We start from the raw sequence: 18,586 nt of genomic DNA, 5'->3' as shown, positions 1-18,586 counted from the left end.
AGATAAGGAGTAAAAGATGAAAAATAGAAAAGTATACATGTATGTATTCGATACTATGTCAGATTGGGAAGTTGGATATTTAACTGCTGAATTAAACACAGGAAGATATTTTAAAAAAGGATTAAAGCCACTAAAAGTAATTACAGTAGGAGTTGATAAAAATCCTATTATAACAATGGGTGGATTAAAAGTTTTACCTGAGATTACAATTGATGAGCTTAATATTGAAAGTAATGATTTATTAATTTTGCCAGGGGGAAATACTTGGATGTCTATGGGTCATGAGAAAATATTAGAAAAATCTAAGGAGGCTTTGGAACAAGGGTCTATAGTTGCAGCTATTTGTGGTGCTACTTTAGGGTTAGCTAAAACAGGTTTACTAGATTTTAAAAATCATACAAGTAATGATTTAGAATTTCTAAAAATGGTGATACCAAGTTATTCTGGAGAAAAATATTATAAAATGGAATCTGCAGTTAGTGATGAAAATTTAATTACTGCTTCTGGAATTGCACCATTAGAATTTACGATACAAGTTTTAAAAGTTTTAGATGTTTTTAAAGAAGAAGCATTAATTTCTTGGCTAAATCTTTATAAGACACATGACTCTAAATATTTTTTCGAATTAATGAATTGTAATAAATAAATTTAAGATTTATTTTTAAATTCAAATTCTAAACCACTTTCTCTATGGCAATAGATAAGTGGTTTAGAATTTTGATTATGAAATCCAAAACCATACTCCAGTCGCAAGAAAAGGTATTTTTGAAGGATATTGAAGTGAACTTAGGTTGTATAATTATACATTTCAATATTTCATATTAATTAGGATAATAGTTATTAAATGATATGATTGAGAAAATAGATATAATAAACTAATCTAGTACTGTACTGTAATGCTTACTAAAGAATAAATTTTTATGGTATAAGAATTTTTTAGAGAGCTGGTTATATAGGAGTGAATAAAAAAGTAATTTTATAATATTATTTGTAAGCATTAGATATCTATTATGAAATCTTTTATGAACTATACTTGTAAAAATATTATTAAGTATTTACAATATTTTCTTGTAATTTATTTGGAAAAGTTATATATTTATAACATGAAGTGTTATAAATATATAACTTTTAAGGGGTGATTTTATATGTCTAGATCAGAGCTTGGTGTTAAAGCAAATCTTGTTTCAGAATTCCTGATGTTATCCTATTTCTTTATAGACTTATTATTAGAAAAGTTTATTTTTAAAGGCGAAGGTATTTGGATTACTTTTATAATCTTATTAGTTTTTTGGGTATTTGACTCAATGTATAATAAAAAATATAATGATTTAGTTGATGAGGCATCAAAACTTATGTTATTAAAGGTTGATCAAATTGCATCAAAAATAATGCTGTACTCTATGTTTGTAATAGCTGTTCTCTTTTCAGCTAATCATACAAGAGCTTTGGATATATCAAATTTGGATATAGGTATAATTCTATTAGCAGTTTTATTTATACAATCGTTATCTAAATTAATTCTGTATATATATTTTGATAAAAGAGGTATATATAATTAAGTAATTATATTAATGAAAACAAAAACTAAAGAGTATATAACTTTTAAGGAGGGTTTTTATATGTCTAAATCAGAAACTGGAGTAAAATCAAAGCTTATCTTAGAATTACTTGTAATAACTTATTTTTTTATAGCGGTATTAGCGACTAAGTATATTTTTAAAGGTCCAAGTACTGCTTCTCTTCCAGGGCTGAGCTGGTTAATAGTTTTTGGTTGTTATCTAATTTATAATAAAAAATATAATGATTTAGTTGATGAATCATCTAAATTTATACTATCAAAGGTCAATCATATTGCAATAAAAATAATGATATATTCTATAGTTATAATTGCTATTTTCTTTGCAACTCCTTATACAAGGAATATAAATATATCAAACCAGGACACTGGCATAATTCTTATTGCAGTATTATTTATACAATCATTATCTAAATTAATTTTGTATGTGTACTTTGATAAAAGGGGGATATGTAACTAAGTGTCAATATTGATGAAGACAAAAATTAAAGAATATAGGGAAAAACTCCTTATGACACAAAATGAACTTGCTAAATCGGTTGGAGTAAGACGTGAGACTATTGTACACTTAGAAAATGGAAAATATAATCCTTCTCTAAAGTTAGCTATGGATATTGCTAAAGTATTCGATACTACAGTGGAAAATTTATTTGAATTTATTGAGGAAGAATAGTGGATAGATTATAATTATTTATAAGATGGTTAATGAAATATAGCTATTTAATTATTAAGTTCGCTAAAAATATTTGTATGTAATCTAATTTGTGATTAAAGTTAGATTATAATTATTTTAAGATAAAAAGAGTATTGTAAATGATAATAATAATAAGTGATTTAAGAAAGTATCTCATATACCATAGAATCATTAGTTCAGATGACCTATTTATAGGTCATTTTTTATGTATATAATACTAATACTTAAAATATGTCTTGAAGAAATAAAATACTAATATTAAAAAAGGATTAATGTGAATACAAAAATTATATGTATAAAAATAAACATGAATATAGAAAAAAACAATAACAAAATAAGTAATTATAGAAAAATACAATTATATAGATTATTGTCGAATCGTTGACTATAAGAATAATAACATTTAAAATGAACATGGAGAATATGGGGGGAGGAGTCAATATGAAGAGAAAAATAGCAGCTATTTTATCAACTGTAGTGATGTCATTATCACTTGTAGCTTGTAGCAATGATGATGCAGCAAAAAGTGATAAATTAGAGGATACATTAGTAGTATATACTACTCATAGTGAGGATATGCTAGGAGCGATTTCTGAAGAATTTACAAAGGACACAGGAGTTAATGTTGAATTTATAAACTTAAAGGGTGAACTAGCAGATCGTGTTAGAAGTGAAAAAGATAATCCACAAGCAGACATAATGTTTGGTGGGGATACGTCTACATATATGCAATTAAAAGAAGAAGGATTATATGAAAAGATTGAACCAAGTTGGAATAATGAATTGGACAAGTCTTATAAAGATTCAGAAGGATATTGGTATGGAACTATAAAAACACCAGTAATGATGTTTTATAACACAAAATTATTATCAGCCGATAAAGCACCAAAAGATTGGAGCGATTTAACAAAAGAAGAATATAAAGATTTAATAGTTACTAGAGACTCATTATCATCATCTATGCGTTCTACTGTTAGTAACTTAATCAATTACTATTCAACTACTAAGAGTGAAGCTGAAGCTTGGAAGTATCTTGAAGATTTAAATAAAAATATAAAGAACTACTACAATAGTGGAAGTGTTATGTATTCAGCAATAGGTAAAGGTGAAGCTGCTATATCTGTTGCAGTGTTAAGTGATATAATAGATAATAAAGAAAAAAATAATATGCCATTAGAAGTTGTGGATGCAGAGAGTGGTTCTGTAGTAATTACAGACTGTGTAGCAGCTTTAAAAAATGCACCACATCCAAATGCAGCAGCTAAATTTGTAGATTTTGTTGGAAGTGCTAAAGTCCAATCTATGGTTGCAAATGATTTTAACCGTATACCAACATTAGATTCTGCACTTAAAGATTCACCAAAGTGGATGTCGAAAGAATATAAAGCTATGGATGTAGATTGGTCTGTAATTGGAAAAAATCAATCTAACTGGATTGAAAAGTGGGAAACAGATATAATAGATAATAATAAAACTATAAAATAGTCTAGTTAGATAATTTAATATTATATACAAAAATAGTGAGGACTTTCCTCGCTATTTTACGTATAAGGGAACTATAGTATATCATGGTTTTTGTGTAATTCACGCTACCTAATGATGCTAATACTCTGATATTAAATAAAATAGCTTTTGAGTAATTAATGAAGTAGCCGATGATGTGAAGTGATTCATCATGTGTATATTTAAAAATTTATAAATATTAGATATTTTGTGGGGTCGATATGGAGAATATAGAATTAAAGGAAATTAATCATTATTATGGAAAAGAAAAAGTATTACATGATATTAATATATCCATCAAAGAAGGCGAATTTTTTACTTTATTAGGCCCTTCTGGATGTGGTAAAACAACCATTTTAAGAATAATTGGTGGATTTATAAAACCTTCTTCTGGGAGTATTTATGTTGGTGATAAGAATATTACCAACCTAGAACCAGAAAATAGAAATATGGGAACTGTTTTTCAAAACTATGCATTGTTTCCAAATATGACTGTAGAAGAAAATGTATCTTATGGATTAAAAATAAAAAAATTATCTAAAAAAATTATAGTAGAAAAATGTGATACTTATTTAGAACTGGCAGGAATGAAAGATTTTAGGAAAAAAAAGATTGATGAATTATCTGGTGGACAGCAACAAAGAGTGGCAGTAGCAAGAGCATTAGCTACTGAGCCTACTATGCTTTTATTAGATGAACCAATGTCTAATCTAGATGTAGCTTTAAGAGTTAAAATGAGAGAAGAAATAAGAGAGATACAGCAAAAAATTGGTATTACTACTTTATTTATTACTCATGATCAACAAGAGGCGTTGGCTATTTCTGATAGAATAGCTGTAATGGATAAGGGTAAAGTTCTTCAAATTGGTATGCCAATGGAAGTCTACAAAAGACCATTGAATGATTTTGTGGCAAATTTTGTAGGCACTTCAAACTGTATTGAAAAAGAGGATTATGTTAATTTTAATATTGAAAAAGAGACAAAGCCTTATATTTATAAAAGACCTGAAGAAATGGTATTGTTGCAAAATACTAACCAAAGTGGGTTTGTAAAAGTAAAAGTAGAATCTAAGCGTTTCTTAGGACCAATTTTAGAATATACAGTATCAAATAATGGGAAAAAATATCAAGTGACTGAACTTAATAGGCTGAATAATAGTAATAAATTAAATGTAGGGGATAGGGCATATTTAGGTGTGCTACAAGGTGAATAATATGATTAAAAAAAGAAACCATAGTAAATTCACATCTAAAAATATTATTTCTATTATTTTATACAGTATATTATTTTGGATTCTGATTGGATATATTATCGTTCCAATAGCTAACACCTTTGCACAAGCATTTCAAGGTGAAGCTGGATATTCTTTTGAAGTATTCAAAGAATATTTTTCAAATACTAATAATTTAAGGGTAGTAAGCAATACTATAATTTTGGGATTGGGTTCTGTAGTTGTGTGTGGAATTATGGGTATATCACTTGCCTTGTATATGACATTTGTTTGTGATAAACACAAAAAAATCATACATATTCTTTTACTAAGTCCAATGATGATTCCTGGAGTAATTATGGTAATTGCATGTATTCAGCTTTATGGAGAAAGTGGGATAGTTACAAAATCTATAGAAATTTTACTCTCATTTATCAACAAACCCTATGATTTTAGTGGATTAAAGGGAATTTTATTTGTGGTTGCCTATACTCAGTATGTGTATTTTTATTTAAATGTATATGTTGCCTTAAAATATGTGGATTACTCAACAGTTGAAGCTGCAAAAGGAATGGGAGCATCAAAGCTAAGAGTATTTTTCGATGTAATATGGCCTGTTATTACACCAGCTGTTATAACTTCTACTATTATAACTTTTGCATCAGGGATTAGTTCTTTCTCAGCACCAAATCTTATAGGTGGTGGTTTTAAAGTTTTGAGTACTCAGATTGTTAGGTCTAAGGCTAATAACCATATGGATATAGCTTCAGTTCAAGTGATTACTTTGTTACTAATGGGGATTGCATTTATGCTTTTGTTACAGTATTATGGCAAAAAATATGGAGTAGTATCATCCCTAAAATCTCAAAGTTATAAAGTTGACAATAGAAAAAAAGACTTATTTACATTTGTATGTAAGATTATTATTGAAATACAAATTATTATTATTATGCTCCCTATAATTACTATTGTATACTTATCATTTGTAAGTACACATTCAATTATGACGACCATATTTCCTAGAGATTTTACACTGGAAAACTATCAGATGATTTTCCAAAAATCACGTGTATTACAGCCTATTTTAAACAGTTTGAAAATGTCTTTAATGGCAGTAGCATTAGGATTAATAATTACAGTACCAGTATCATATTTAGTAATTAAAAAGGATAATACATATAATCGACTAGCAAAATTTATTATAATGTTACCTTGGAGTATGCCTGCAAGTGCCATTGCAGTTAACCTAATTAATACATTTAATCAAAAAAGTATATTTGCTTTTAATGAATCCTTAATAGGTGGTTTTTATATTTTGCCTATAGCATATACAATTTATGCCTTGCCATTACTATTTTCATCCAATGAGGTTGCTATGAAGTCAATAAATTTAGGACTAGAAGAATCATCAAGGAGTTTAGGTGCTGGAAGAATACAAACCTTTTATAATATAATAATCCCAAATATGATGCCAGGAATAATTTCAGGGGCTATATTAGTATTTATTCGTACAATTGGAGAATATACAATGTCAGCCTTGCTTTATGGCGTTTACAATAGACCTATTTCAATATCCATTGTAACTAATATGCAAGAATTTAAGATAGGAGTATCTATGGCTTATGGTGTATTAGTAATTGGGATATGTTATATAGCATTAGGAATAATTTATAAATTAGATAGAAAAAGATTTACATAAAATAGTAGGTACTAATTTATAAATTAGTGATTAGAAAACCAAGTTTCTTTATTTCTTAGAAATGAACTCAAGAAGTGTAATTTTGGTGTGTTATGTCAAGCTTATGACATCTAAAAATTAGATAATTGTGAGTATGATTCCTATAAATCATCTATACCATTGAAATGTACAAAAAGATATTGGCTGTCTGGCTAATATCTTTTTGATTTTTTGATATCAATATAGCATTAACTATAGTGCTAGTGTTTTAAAATTTATAGCTATAGGTATGTAAAATATAACATCTATGTAAGATATGCTATTATTGAATGTTAATTTTCAAGTAAATGAAAGTAGGGTATTTGATATGTTTGTATCTTTTGATAAATTGATGATATATCTAGAGGATAGAATTTAAATGAAGATTTACAAAGTAATCACAATTATTAGAGTCAGCTTTTGAGCTTATTGAGTATTGATAATAAATAAGTTTAAGAAATATAATTAACTGTGATACAGACTTCTAAAAGCTCCTTATTGAAAAGGAACTAAGAATATATAATAAAAGTTCCTTTTCAATAAGGAAAACGATTGTTATTTTCTGACTTTTATTACCCTGATATTATTTAAATATAAACAATAACAAATAAATCAAAATTAAAATATCAGGAGGTACAATATGTTAATAAATATGAAGGAAATGTTACAAGTGGCACAAGAAAATCAATTTGCAGTACCAGCATTTAATATAGGGAGTGGGCAAATACTTAAAGCAGTAGTACAGAGTGCTAATGAAAAAAATGCACCAGTAATACTTGCAATACACCCAAATGAGTTAAGTTTCCTAGAAGATAGCTTTGTAGCTAGTTGTATAGAAGAAGCACATAAGAGTAAGGTACCTATGGTAATACACTTAGACCATGGAGCAAATAAAAGTCAAATATTAAGAGCTATAAGATGTGGATTTACATCAGTAATGATTGATGGCTCACATTTATCATATGAAGAAAATGTAGCAATATCTAGGGCAGTAGTAGAAATTGCAAAAGGATTAAATATATCTGTAGAAGGAGAACTTGGAACAATAGGAACAACTGGAACATCAGGAGAAGGTGGTTCTGATGAAATAATATATACAAATCCACAATTAGCTAGGGATTTTGTTGAAAAAACAGGTGTAGACACATTAGCCATTGCAATTGGTACAGCACATGGTATATATCCAAAAGGGTTTAAACCAGAGCTTAAATTAGATTTATTAAAAGAAATAAAAGAAGTAGTAGATATACCTTTAGTTCTTCATGGCGGATCGTCAAATCCAGATGAAGAAATAGCACAAGCAGTTAAACTAGGAGTTTGTAAAGTAAATATTTCAAGTGATGTTAAATCAGCGTATTATAAGAAGTGCAGAGAAGTATTAGAACAAAATCCAAGTTTATATGAACCAGATGCTATATATTCACAATGTATAGAAGCTGCAAGGGAAGTTATAGAGTTTAAAATGAATTTATTCAATGACATAGATAAATTAAAATGCTTTTCACCAAAAGAAGAATCAGTGATTGGATAACAAATTAAAGGGAGGGGCGAATTTATGGTAGATAAAATATTACGTAGTGATTGTATTGTATTAGATAAACAATTACAAACTAAAAAAGATGTAATTGATTATATGGCAAATCATTTGTATCATGGAAATTATATAAATGATAAAGAAAAGTTTATAATTGATATTAATAAACGTGAAAAAGAATCACCAACTAACATGGGAAATTTAATAGCTATCCCTCATGCTAAGTCAAGTACAGTAAAGCGACCTGTAATGATGTATTTAAGAACAGATAAGGATATCACGGATAATGATGGTCAAAAACTTAGGTCATTTTTTATGATAGCAGTTCCAGAGTCAGGTTTAGACGAGCATCTTAAGATTATATCTAAACTAGCTACATATTTAATGGATGAAAATCTTATTAAGAACCTACTAAGTGCAGAAACTCCATATGAAATATTAGATATATTTAATTATAAAGCTGTAGAATCAGGAGATTCAAGTAATAATCAAAATAAAGGTCTTATAGTTGGAATAACAGGATGTCCAACAGGTATAGCTCATACTTTTATGGCAAAAAAAGCGTTAGAAGAAGCAGGTCAAGAACTTGGGTATGAAGTTAAAATAGAAACACATGGAGCCATAGGTGTAGAAAATAAGTTAACTAAAGAAGATATAAAAAGAGCTGAATACGTAATAATAGCTTGTGATAGAGAAGTTCAAACAAGTAGATTTATAGGAAAGAAAGTATTACAAAAGAAAGTAGCAGATGCTAAGAATGTTTCATTAGCCAAAAATTTAATTATAAATGCTGAAAATGGAATGGCTAAAGAAATTAAGCCAGGTGGAAAAACTTTAGAAGATTCAAAAGAAATACTTCAAGGGTCAGAGAAAAAAGGTATTTATAAGCACTTAATGAATGGTGTATCTGAAATGATTCCATTTGTAGTAATAGGTGGGATTGGTATAGCTATAGCATTTATGTTTGGTATATTTGCATCAGACCCAACTCATGAAACATACAATCCTATAGCTGGATTCTTTGGGCAACTTGGAGGCGATTCAGCATTTAAGTTATTCATACCAATACTTGCTGGTTTTATAGCTAAATCAATTGCAGGAAGACAAGGTTTTGCTCCTGCTATGATAGCTGGTTTTATGGCAGTTATTGGAGGTTCAGGATTCCTAGGGGGTATGGTAGCAGGATTTGCAACTGGATATATAGCTTTAGGAGTAATGAAGATAACAGAAAACTTACCAGATGTATTAAAAGGGGTAAATGCTGTACTGATATGTCCACTGCTGATTGCATTCACAAGTGGAGCTATAATGTTCTTCGTAGTTAATACACCAGCATCATGGTTAAATGAAGCTTTACAGTCCTGGTTACAAAGTATGTCTGGAACTAATAAAGTATTACTAGGTGCAATATTAGCAGGAATGATGGCATCAGATATGGGAGGACCTATTAATAAAACAGCTTCTGCATTTGGATTAGCTATGTTTTCTAGTAATGTATTTGAACCATCAGCAGCATTAATGGTGGGTGGAATGGTACCTCCATTAGCAATAGCATTAGCCATGTTAATATTTAAAAATAAGTTTACTAAAGAAGAAAGAAAGTCAGCACTACCAACTGCTATAATGGGAGCATCTTTTATAACGGAAGGAGCAATACCCTTTGCAGCTGCAGATCCGTTAAGAATGATTCCGGCAAACATAATTGGTTCTTGTATAGGTGGGGCAATATGTATGAGTTTAGATATAACCTTGATGGCACCACATGGAGGAATATTTGTAATACCATTTGCATGTAGTGCACCAGTTGCGTATATAGCTTGTATATTAGCTGGTACAGTAATAACAACTTTAATTATAGGAATAACAAAGCCTACTATAAAGAGTGGAAGTGGTGAAGTTGAAGTACTTGGTGCTTAAATTATAAATAAGAGTTAAAATAAGGATATTGGAAGTAGTTAGCAACCTCTCAATATCCTTATTTTTTATTTTAAAATTATATCCTATATTATATCGATTTTGTAAAGTGTATCATAAATTCTTTTATGATACAGAAGTATTTTAGTATTTTTACATAGTTATTAAATATGCTAAAATAGTAATTAATAGAAATATCAAAAAATGGGTAGGGGGCATAAGTATGCTTGCATCAAGGCAAATTGAATTTCTTAAATTGATATTAAATGAAAATGAATATAGACCTATAAAATACTTTAAAGATAAATTAAATGTATCAGATAAAACATTACAAAAAGATTTGAAGATGATTGAGATATACTTAGAAACTTTCGGTATAAAAATTGATATAAAAAGGGGTTGCGGAATATTAATAGAAGCGTCAGCAAAGAAAGATATAGACCTAATTAATAGTTTAAATATACAACCAAAGGGAAATAAGTCTTTATCAGTAGAGCAAAGAAGAATGGAAATTTTAAAATATCTATTATTAAATTCAAATAATATAACTTCAATAAATCAGTTATCGGATAAATATTATGTAAGTAAAACTTCTATAGTAAATGATTTTAAATATATAGAGGAATGGATAAAAGAATATAATTTAAAACTTAATAAAACCTTAGAGGGAACTAAAATTATAGGTAAAGAAGTAGATATAAGGAAATCGATTGCTAAGATGGTAGATGATTTATTAGATGAAAATTATGAACAGCACGATATATCTGAGTTAACCAGATTAGATTCTGCTACATTTAGTGCATTGATAAATTTATTTGATATTGATTCTATCATATTTGTAGAAACTATAATTACAGAATTAGAAGATAATTTAGGATATGTTATAAGTCAGCCCTACTATATAAATTTAATTACACATATACTTATATGCTTAAAGAGAGTTGAAGAAGGTAATCAAATAGATTTTCAGGAAGAAAAGGAAGTCTCTATATGTAATTTGGATGAGTTAGTATATCAAAAGGTCACTACACTTATAGGTAAAATAGAAAATAGATACAGAGTAAAAATAACTAAAGATGAAATTAAATATATATATATATATTTAGTATCATCTGGATTTAGTAGCGAAAGCAATAAGCGTTGCAATGATGAATCAGATATATTAAGTGATAGTGAAAAAATATCATCTATAATGATAGAGAATATGTCACAGTTTTTAAATATAAATCTTAAAGATGATGAACTACTGCAAAAAAGTCTGACATCTCATGTAAGACACATGTTAAACAGATTAAGATATGATATCCAAATAAAAAATCCATTATTAGAAGAGATACAAGAGCGATTTTCTGAGGTATTGGGGTTATGCATGATGACTATAAATATTATGACAGAGCATTATAATCTGAAGAATATTAGTATAGATGAAGTTTCGTATATTGCTACATATTTTCAAGCAGCTATAGAAAGAAATATGAGTAGTAAAAGAGTAATAGTCGTTTGTAATACAGGATATGGAACATCTCAGCTTCTTGCTGCTAGATTAAAAAGAGAATTTCCTGAATGGACTATAGTTGATATAATTCCCATGCATCAGTTGAATAAGCGAAATTTGGATGATGTAGATTTTGTAATATCTACTGTAAATTTAGATTTGAAAGAGAAATCACATATAGTTGTATCAGTACTATTAATGGAAAGTGATATTAATAATATAAAAAATGCTTTACTTAATAAACCTAGAAAAAGTATGGACTTAGATACAAACTTATTAGGAGTATATTTAAAAGATAATATATATTTTAATTTTGATGTAAGCCAGATGAGAAGTTTAATAGGTATGAATTTAAGCAGTAAATATGAATCTATTGCATTAGGAAAAGATTTAAATATATATATATGCAATCAAAGTAAAGTAAATAAGGGAATAATGAATGTCAATAATATTAATAGAACGATTGACCTTTACTTAGAAACTAGTAATCATAGCTTTTTAAAACATATTCTGATTGAAGTATCAAATCTATATAGGCAAAAGAACTATATAAATTATATAATAGATTGCGAAAGAGAAGAGGATATTAAAATATTATTTGATAACAATGTACTGGAGAAAATAAATGGAAATTAGAGAAATATTAAGCGAAGAAAGTGTTATTTTAGACTTAAAATCAACTACAAAAGAAGGTATAATACAAGAATTAGTAGATAAATTATATGATAAAGGAAGTATAACTTCAAAAAGTAAGTTTATAAAGGCACTAAAGCATAGAGAGAAAATGGGCTCTACAAGTATAGGTTATCAAATGGCTATGCCACATGGAAAAACAAAGTATGTAAAGAAAGCATCTGTGGTAATAGGTAAATCTAGAGAAGGTGTAGATTGGCCAAGTATAGATGGCTTGCCTGTAAAATTAGTAATTATGTTTGCTATGCCACAATCTGAAGGTAAAGAAGATATAATGTTAATATCTAAAATATCTTATATTTTAGGTGGTAAAGATATAAGTGAAAGGCTTTTAAGTGCACATACCAAAAAAGAAATAGTAGGTGTATTTTATGAAGCATAGATATTGTATAAACTATAAATTTGAATTTATTTTGGAATGAAAAATGTGTTATCATCGTTACCGATTATAAACATGTGCCAAATTATTGATATGAGTTATTAGGATTAAACAAAGGAAAGTTATTAGTTGATAATAATGTAGCAGGATTCATGGAGAGATTTGCTAAAAAGGAAGAGAGAGTTTATTTTATAGTAAGAGATAAAAAAGACGAGCTTAAATTTCAAGTTTGTCTTTTTTATTATACAAAACCTATAATACTTTAAAATCTATGAAAAACTTGTGTAATAGAGGTATTAAAAATTTAATGGTAATCAAATTCTTTACCAATGAATATAAAAAACATCTTCGTGTTATAATAGTTTAAACTAATGAACGAAAGGTAGATGAATGTATATGAAATATCAACATATAATTGAAGTTAATAAAGACCTTTGTATTGGATGTGGACTTTGTAAAAATGATTGTCCAGTAAATAATATAATTATAGAAAATAAAAAATCAGTAATTAAAAAACAAGATTGTCTAATGTGTGGACACTGTGCAGCAATCTGTCCCAAAGAAGCTATTACACTTACTGGGTTTGATGAACCACCAATAGAACTTACAAATAAGCCAAACTTAGACTCAGATGAATTACTAATGGCAATTAAATCTAGAAGAAGTATCCGGAAATTTAAAGATAAAGAAGTTTCTTCAGAAATTGTAAAGCAAATTATTGAAGCAGGTAGATACACACCTAGTGCTAAAAATTCACAAGATGTATCATATATTGTTTTAGACAATAAAAAAGCAATATATGAAAAGGAAGCAGTGAGATTTTTTAGAAAAATAAAACCTATTGCAAATATTGCTGTTAAATATTCAAAGGAAGTTGAGGTTGATGATAACTTTTTCTTCAAGCATGCTCCTATTGCAATAATGATAGTAACAAAAGATAAGATTAGTGGTTCACTTGCAGCATCTAATATGGCACTAATGGCAGAATCTTATGGTCTGGGGGTTTTATTTAGTGGATATTTTTCAGATGTAGCAAATAATTCACCAAAGTTAAAAAAACTTTTAGGTCTAAAACACAGGAATCATGTACTTATGACACTAGTGATTGGCTATCCAGATGTTAAATATAGACGTACTGCACAAAAAGAACCAGCAAGTGTTAGATACTTATAAGGTATGGAGGAGTTTATGGAAAAAGAATGTCAGCAAAGAATACAAGAAATAACATCTAAATTTAAAGAATGTCGTAAAGCTATTTCTGCTATGGGAGATGAAACTAGACAGTTAATTTTAATCACACTCCTAGAAAGTGACTTCAATGGTATACGAGTAGGAGAAATTACAGAAAAAACACATCTTTCTCGTCCTGCTGTATCTCATCATCTTAAAATATTGAAAGAAGCAGAAATTGTTAATGTACGTAGAGAAGGAACTAGAAATTATTATTATCTTGATTCAAAAAAATCACAATGGAAATCACTAACAGAGCTAATAAATCTTATATTTGTTGGAATACAACATATTGGTGAAGATGATGTAAGAAAAGGTGAGTAAAGTAAAGTGATTTAGCAAAAAGGGGTTGTCGCATGAATAAATTAAATTTGTTCTGTGATAGCTCTTTTTTATGTATAAAAATATATACATGAATGTTAAGATTAGTTGATAGAATTTAAGTAATAAATCTAATACTATAAACATAGGAGGTATGAAAAATATGATTAATACGAATTTGAAAAGACTAAGAAAAATTCACCAGTACACACAAGAAGAATTAGCTGAAAAACTTAATGTTTCTAGACAATCAGTAGCAAAATGGGAAAATGGAGAATCTACTCCTGATATAGATAGTTGTATTAAACTTGCAAAATTGTATAATGTCAGATTAGATGATTTAGTTAATCATTCGGAAGAAAAATCAGGGATTATAGTACCACCTACAGGAAAATTTTTCTTTGGAGCTGTCGTAGTTGGTGAACGTGGTCAGATTGTTATTCCAAAAGAAGCAAGGGATGTATTTAATATAAACTCAGGGGACAAATTATTGATACTAGGAGATGAAGAAAGAGGATTAGGAATTGTTCATCAACGTGATTTGATAAATTTTATAGGTCATATGGGGGTAATAAGTAAAGAAGAGTAATTTAAAAAAATTATAAAAGGATGGATAAAATATGGGTAAAATAGTATTTTTCAGTATTCCTGCATATGGTCACACCAATCCTACCGTTGAAGTAGTTCGTGAATTGGTAGATAGAAGGAATGAGGTATTGTACTATTCTTTTAATGAATTTAAAGATAAAATTGAAGGTGCTGGAGCAAAATTTATTTGTTGTGATAAATATCTTCCAGAATTACGTCCTGGAGATGAGAAAAAAATTGGTAAAGATTTTTCTGGGTTAATTGAGATGATAGTAGATACTACCATATCTTTAGATGAAAAAGTTTGTAGAGAACTTAAAGAATTTAATCCAGATTGTATTGTATCAGATTCACTAAGTTTTTGGGGAAAATTATTTGCACAAAAACTTAATATTCCATATATATGTTCTACAACAACTTTCGCGATTAATAAACATACAGCGAAGATGATGAAACAAAGCTTTATAGAAATTATACGTATGGTTTTTGGTATGAGACGTATTAATAAAAAAATAAAGCTTTTACGAAGAAAAGGATATGAGGTAAAAAACTTTATTTCTATAGTTTCTAATGATGATGATACGAATACTATTGTATATACATCAAAAGAATTTCAACCAATGGTAGAAACTTTTTCTAGTAAATATTCATTTGTAGGGCCATCAGTATCAAAGGTAATTATTGGATCCAAAGAGAGAAAGAAAAAGCTAATATATATTTCACTTGGTACAATTAATAATAAAAATATTAACTTTTATAAAAACTGTATAAATGCATTTGAAGATTATGAGGTTGATGTAATTATGTCTGTTGGTAGTGATACTGATATTAAAAGTTTAGGACATATACCAAATAATTTTGAAGTTAAAAATAGTGTCAAACAGACTACTGTACTTCAAGAAACTGATGTGTTTATTACTCATTGTGGGATGAATAGTGTTAATGAAAGTTTATATTATGGAGTACCTATGGTATTATTTCCACAACATTCGGAGCAGAGAATGGTAGCTAATAGAGTTACTTATTTGGGCGCAGGGCTCATGTTAAAAGAAAATAAATCAAAAGATATTAAAGATGCAGTATTTCAAGTTATGAATGATAATGAATACAAAGAAAATGCAACTAAACTATCAAAAAGTTTTTATAATGCAGGAGGTTCAAAAAAAGCAGCAGATGTGATATTACAGTTTATATGTGATAGTAGAGCAATTAAAATATAGTAAATTGGTTAAAATGGACAATACATACCACTTAATCAAAATACTGACAGTGGGGTCACTTAACCTACCAGTTGGGGCATATATATTGATACTAAATATGAGAGATGTTATATTTTAATAAAAAAATATAACATCTCTTTTTTAGTATATTATATCAAGTTTTTAACATTAGAACTGAAAAAAATTTAGATTGAAGTAGGGAGGATTAATATGAAAAAGTATAAAGTTATTTTAGGAGTATTAATTATAAGTATTATAAGTGTAACAGGGTTTGTTGTGTATAAAAACTACATTAAACCATGGAAGGAGGCTGAAATATATATTAACAAGTATATGGTAAAGCAAGATATTTCAAAAGATAATATAAAGAGTATTACAAGAGAAAAAGCAAAGAAAGCAAGCTACAAAGGAATACTATATAGAGTATATTACAAAGATGACCCTCAATATGAATATCAATATTTTTATAGTGATGATTATTATGCTCTATATGTAAATAAAGTAATGTTACAAATTTATGATATGGAAAATAATAATAAACTTTTAAAAAGCAATGAAGAATTAAAAGGTGTAAAGCATCCACCAATTTATCTTAAAGGCATGTTGGATAAATAGCTCATGATAAAATAGGAGTATTTTTATTGAAAAATAGATACATAACATTATATTCAATCTTAAAAAAGTATATTGTATAAAAAGTAATATATAGTAGGAATCTTCTAGAATAACTTCTGAATGATAATCATTTAAGTATAAAGTACATGGTGATATAAGAAGATTAAGAATAATTCTAAAACTATAAACTTGTAATTTATTGTCAGAATATATTGACAAAAGTAAAGTTTGAAATTATAATTTATATCAAGAATAGTTTGACAAAATAAAAACTAGTGACCTTATTTTAGTAAATTTATTTTTTTTTACTAATTTAAGAATAATTTAGGACTACTATAGACATATAGTTTATCATTTATTTAATATGACAAATAATTGTTATTGCTAGGAATACGATTTCTAAAGTCGCTAGATATAGTCTAACTTAAAGAGGGGAGGCATTAGCAAATACAAGTTTGCACCTAAAGAAGACTTAAAAGAAATAGTTAAAATAAGGTATCTCTTAACAATATTAATGGATATGTTATTAATTTATATTAGGCATTTTAGGAATAATTTGAGACGTATAAAATATCATCAAAAAATATCAAATTGTGCTATATGTAGTTGAGAATAACTACAGAATACACACTTTATAATTATTGTTTTATTGATAAAAATTATTATATTTAGGAGGAAACAACAATGGAAAATTTTTGGAATCCGCTTACTTGCTTTACTGTATGTGTAATGATTTATGCTTTTAGTGAGTTTTTATCTAAGAAAACAAAAGGTGCAATTTCAACATTGCTATTTGTATGTATTATATTTTTATTAGGCTTTTGGACAAATATTCTTCCAAAAGACGTTACAGGAGCATCAGGGATATTAGCTGCAATGAGTAACTTTGGTATAGCATTGTTAATAACTAACTTGGGAACGCTTATAAACCTTGAGGATTTATGCCATGAATGGAAAACAGTTGTAATTGCATTAGTAGGTATTGTAGGCATAGCGGTTGGTTGTTTCACAGTTGGTAGTATGTTATTTGGTAGAGAGTATGCTTTAATAGCAGCACCTCCAATAGCAGGTTCTACTGTTGCTGGTATTATTGTAACAACGGTTGCAGAAGCAGCAAATAGACCTGAACTTGCAGCATTTGTAATTTTAGTATTGTCATTTCAAAAATTCTTTGGTATTCCTATAACAACATATTGCATAAATAAAGAATTAAAATTTAAAAGAGATAGGGGAGATTTCTTAAAGGATGTATCAAAGAGTAATTTTAAGCTTCCAAGTATGAGAATTTTTAAAGAAGAATCAAATAAGAAATCCTCCAATCTAGTATATCTTGCAAAACTTTCATTTGTTGCTATGATTGGAAACTTTGTAGGATTAGCTACTCTAATACCAGGATTTACTCCAGCAAATTATTATTTAAATCCAAATATAGCATGCTTGTTAGTAGGTTTAATTTTTACACGAATAGGATTTTTAGAAAAGGGAATTTTAGATAAATCTCAATCTAATGGAATTATAATGTTTGGATGTATGTTAATGTTACCTGGAGGACTTGCTAAGGTAACTCCAACAGCATTATTTGCAATGATTGTTCCAACTATAGGAATTCTAGTTGTAGGAGCTGTATTCATAATACTATTTACTGCAATTGTAGGAAAGTTATTAGGATACTCTCCAAGAATGTCAGCAGCAATTGGTGTAACTTGTATGCTTGCTTATCCAGCAACACAGATAATTTCTAATGAAGGTATTGATGCTATGGAAGGAACTGTAGAAGAGAAGCAAAGGGCAACAGATTATTTATTACCAAAAATGATTATAGGGGGATTTGTTACTGTAACTATTGCTTCAGTGGCATTTGCTAGTATAATAGGTCCAATTATATTTGGTTAATGT

The 18,586-nt window shown here is 28.1% G+C and carries 17 protein-coding genes and 1 pseudogene; all 18 read left to right on the top strand.

Features of this window, described 5'->3' with window-relative positions:
- Window positions 1-16: 16 nt before the first annotated feature.
- The 18 genes and pseudogenes from IC214_RS05430 to IC214_RS05350 all read left to right on the top strand — a co-directional run bounded on the left by IC214_RS05430 (window position 17) and on the right by IC214_RS05350 (window position 18,583).
- Window positions 17-646, top strand: a complete 630-nt coding sequence (locus tag IC214_RS05430) for a type 1 glutamine amidotransferase family protein (RefSeq protein WP_227862892.1) — start codon at window positions 17-19, stop codon at window positions 644-646.
- A 499-nt stretch (window positions 647-1,145) separates the two neighbouring features.
- The gene (locus IC214_RS05425; protein ID WP_227862893.1) at window positions 1,146-1,559 is read left to right on the top strand and encodes a hypothetical protein; all 414 of its coding nucleotides are present in this window, start codon (window positions 1,146-1,148) and stop codon (window positions 1,557-1,559) included.
- Window positions 1,560-1,619: 60 nt separating this feature from the next.
- Complete coding sequence (locus tag IC214_RS05420; RefSeq protein ID WP_227862894.1) at window positions 1,620-2,036, top strand: hypothetical protein; 417 nt, start codon at window positions 1,620-1,622, stop codon at window positions 2,034-2,036.
- The gene (locus IC214_RS05415) at window positions 2,037-2,249 is read left to right on the top strand and encodes a helix-turn-helix transcriptional regulator (protein WP_227862895.1); all 213 of its coding nucleotides are present in this window, start codon (window positions 2,037-2,039) and stop codon (window positions 2,247-2,249) included.
- 462 nt (window positions 2,250-2,711) lie between these two features.
- On the top strand, window positions 2,712-3,755 hold the full coding sequence (locus IC214_RS05410) for an extracellular solute-binding protein (protein WP_227862896.1): 1,044 nt from the start codon (window positions 2,712-2,714) through the stop codon (window positions 3,753-3,755).
- Window positions 3,756-3,994: 239 nt separating this feature from the next.
- Window positions 3,995-4,987, top strand: a complete 993-nt coding sequence (locus IC214_RS05405) for an ABC transporter ATP-binding protein (protein ID WP_227862897.1) — start codon at window positions 3,995-3,997, stop codon at window positions 4,985-4,987.
- A gap of 1 nt (window position 4,988) precedes the next feature.
- Window positions 4,989-6,683: an ABC transporter permease gene (locus tag IC214_RS05400; protein ID WP_227862898.1), complete on the top strand. Its 1,695-nt coding sequence runs from the start codon at window positions 4,989-4,991 to the stop codon at window positions 6,681-6,683.
- Between the two features lie 658 nt (window positions 6,684-7,341).
- Window positions 7,342-8,232, top strand: a complete 891-nt coding sequence (locus IC214_RS05395; RefSeq protein ID WP_227866349.1) for a ketose-bisphosphate aldolase — start codon at window positions 7,342-7,344, stop codon at window positions 8,230-8,232.
- 24 nt (window positions 8,233-8,256) lie between these two features.
- Window positions 8,257-10,152, top strand: a complete 1,896-nt coding sequence (locus IC214_RS05390) for a fructose-specific PTS transporter subunit EIIC (RefSeq protein ID WP_227824413.1) — start codon at window positions 8,257-8,259, stop codon at window positions 10,150-10,152.
- A 220-nt stretch (window positions 10,153-10,372) separates the two neighbouring features.
- Complete coding sequence (locus IC214_RS05385) at window positions 10,373-12,280, top strand: BglG family transcription antiterminator (RefSeq protein ID WP_227433825.1); 1,908 nt, start codon at window positions 10,373-10,375, stop codon at window positions 12,278-12,280.
- On the top strand, window positions 12,270-12,719 hold the full coding sequence (locus IC214_RS05380) for a PTS sugar transporter subunit IIA (protein ID WP_227433826.1): 450 nt from the start codon (window positions 12,270-12,272) through the stop codon (window positions 12,717-12,719). The genes IC214_RS05385 and IC214_RS05380 overlap by 11 nt, the downstream gene beginning before the upstream one ends.
- A 393-nt stretch (window positions 12,720-13,112) precedes the next feature.
- On the top strand, window positions 13,113-13,889 hold the full coding sequence (locus IC214_RS05375; protein WP_227433827.1) for a nitroreductase family protein: 777 nt from the start codon (window positions 13,113-13,115) through the stop codon (window positions 13,887-13,889).
- Window positions 13,890-13,904: 15 nt separating this feature from the next.
- Window positions 13,905-14,270 carry an ArsR/SmtB family transcription factor gene (locus tag IC214_RS05370; RefSeq protein ID WP_227433828.1) on the top strand — a complete coding sequence of 122 codons (366 nt, stop codon included), beginning with the start codon at window positions 13,905-13,907 and terminating at the stop codon, window positions 14,268-14,270.
- 151 nt (window positions 14,271-14,421) lie between these two features.
- Window positions 14,422-14,613: pseudogene (locus tag IC214_RS21090) on the top strand (helix-turn-helix transcriptional regulator); the annotation flags it as partial.
- 27 nt (window positions 14,614-14,640) lie between these two features.
- Window positions 14,641-14,856, top strand: coding sequence for an AbrB/MazE/SpoVT family DNA-binding domain-containing protein (locus IC214_RS21085; RefSeq protein ID WP_413926638.1), 216 nt, complete (start codon window positions 14,641-14,643; stop codon window positions 14,854-14,856).
- Between the two features lie 31 nt (window positions 14,857-14,887).
- Window positions 14,888-16,075 carry a macrolide family glycosyltransferase gene (locus tag IC214_RS05360; protein ID WP_227824409.1) on the top strand — a complete coding sequence of 396 codons (1,188 nt, stop codon included), beginning with the start codon at window positions 14,888-14,890 and terminating at the stop codon, window positions 16,073-16,075.
- Between the two features lie 210 nt (window positions 16,076-16,285).
- Window positions 16,286-16,690, top strand: a complete 405-nt coding sequence (locus IC214_RS05355; protein WP_227433831.1) for a DUF3139 domain-containing protein — start codon at window positions 16,286-16,288, stop codon at window positions 16,688-16,690.
- 684 nt (window positions 16,691-17,374) lie between these two features.
- Window positions 17,375-18,583 (top strand): hypothetical protein, encoded by a 1,209-nt coding sequence (locus IC214_RS05350; RefSeq protein ID WP_227862903.1) that lies wholly within the window; start codon window positions 17,375-17,377, stop codon window positions 18,581-18,583.
- Window positions 18,584-18,586: the final 3 nt, after the last annotated feature.

Source organism: Clostridioides sp. ES-S-0190-01, from assembly GCF_020658275.1.
GTDB lineage: Bacteria > Bacillota > Clostridia > Peptostreptococcales > Peptostreptococcaceae > Clostridioides.
The sequence above is the reverse complement of the archived record's forward strand: the minus strand, read 5'-3'. Positions and strand labels throughout refer to the sequence as shown.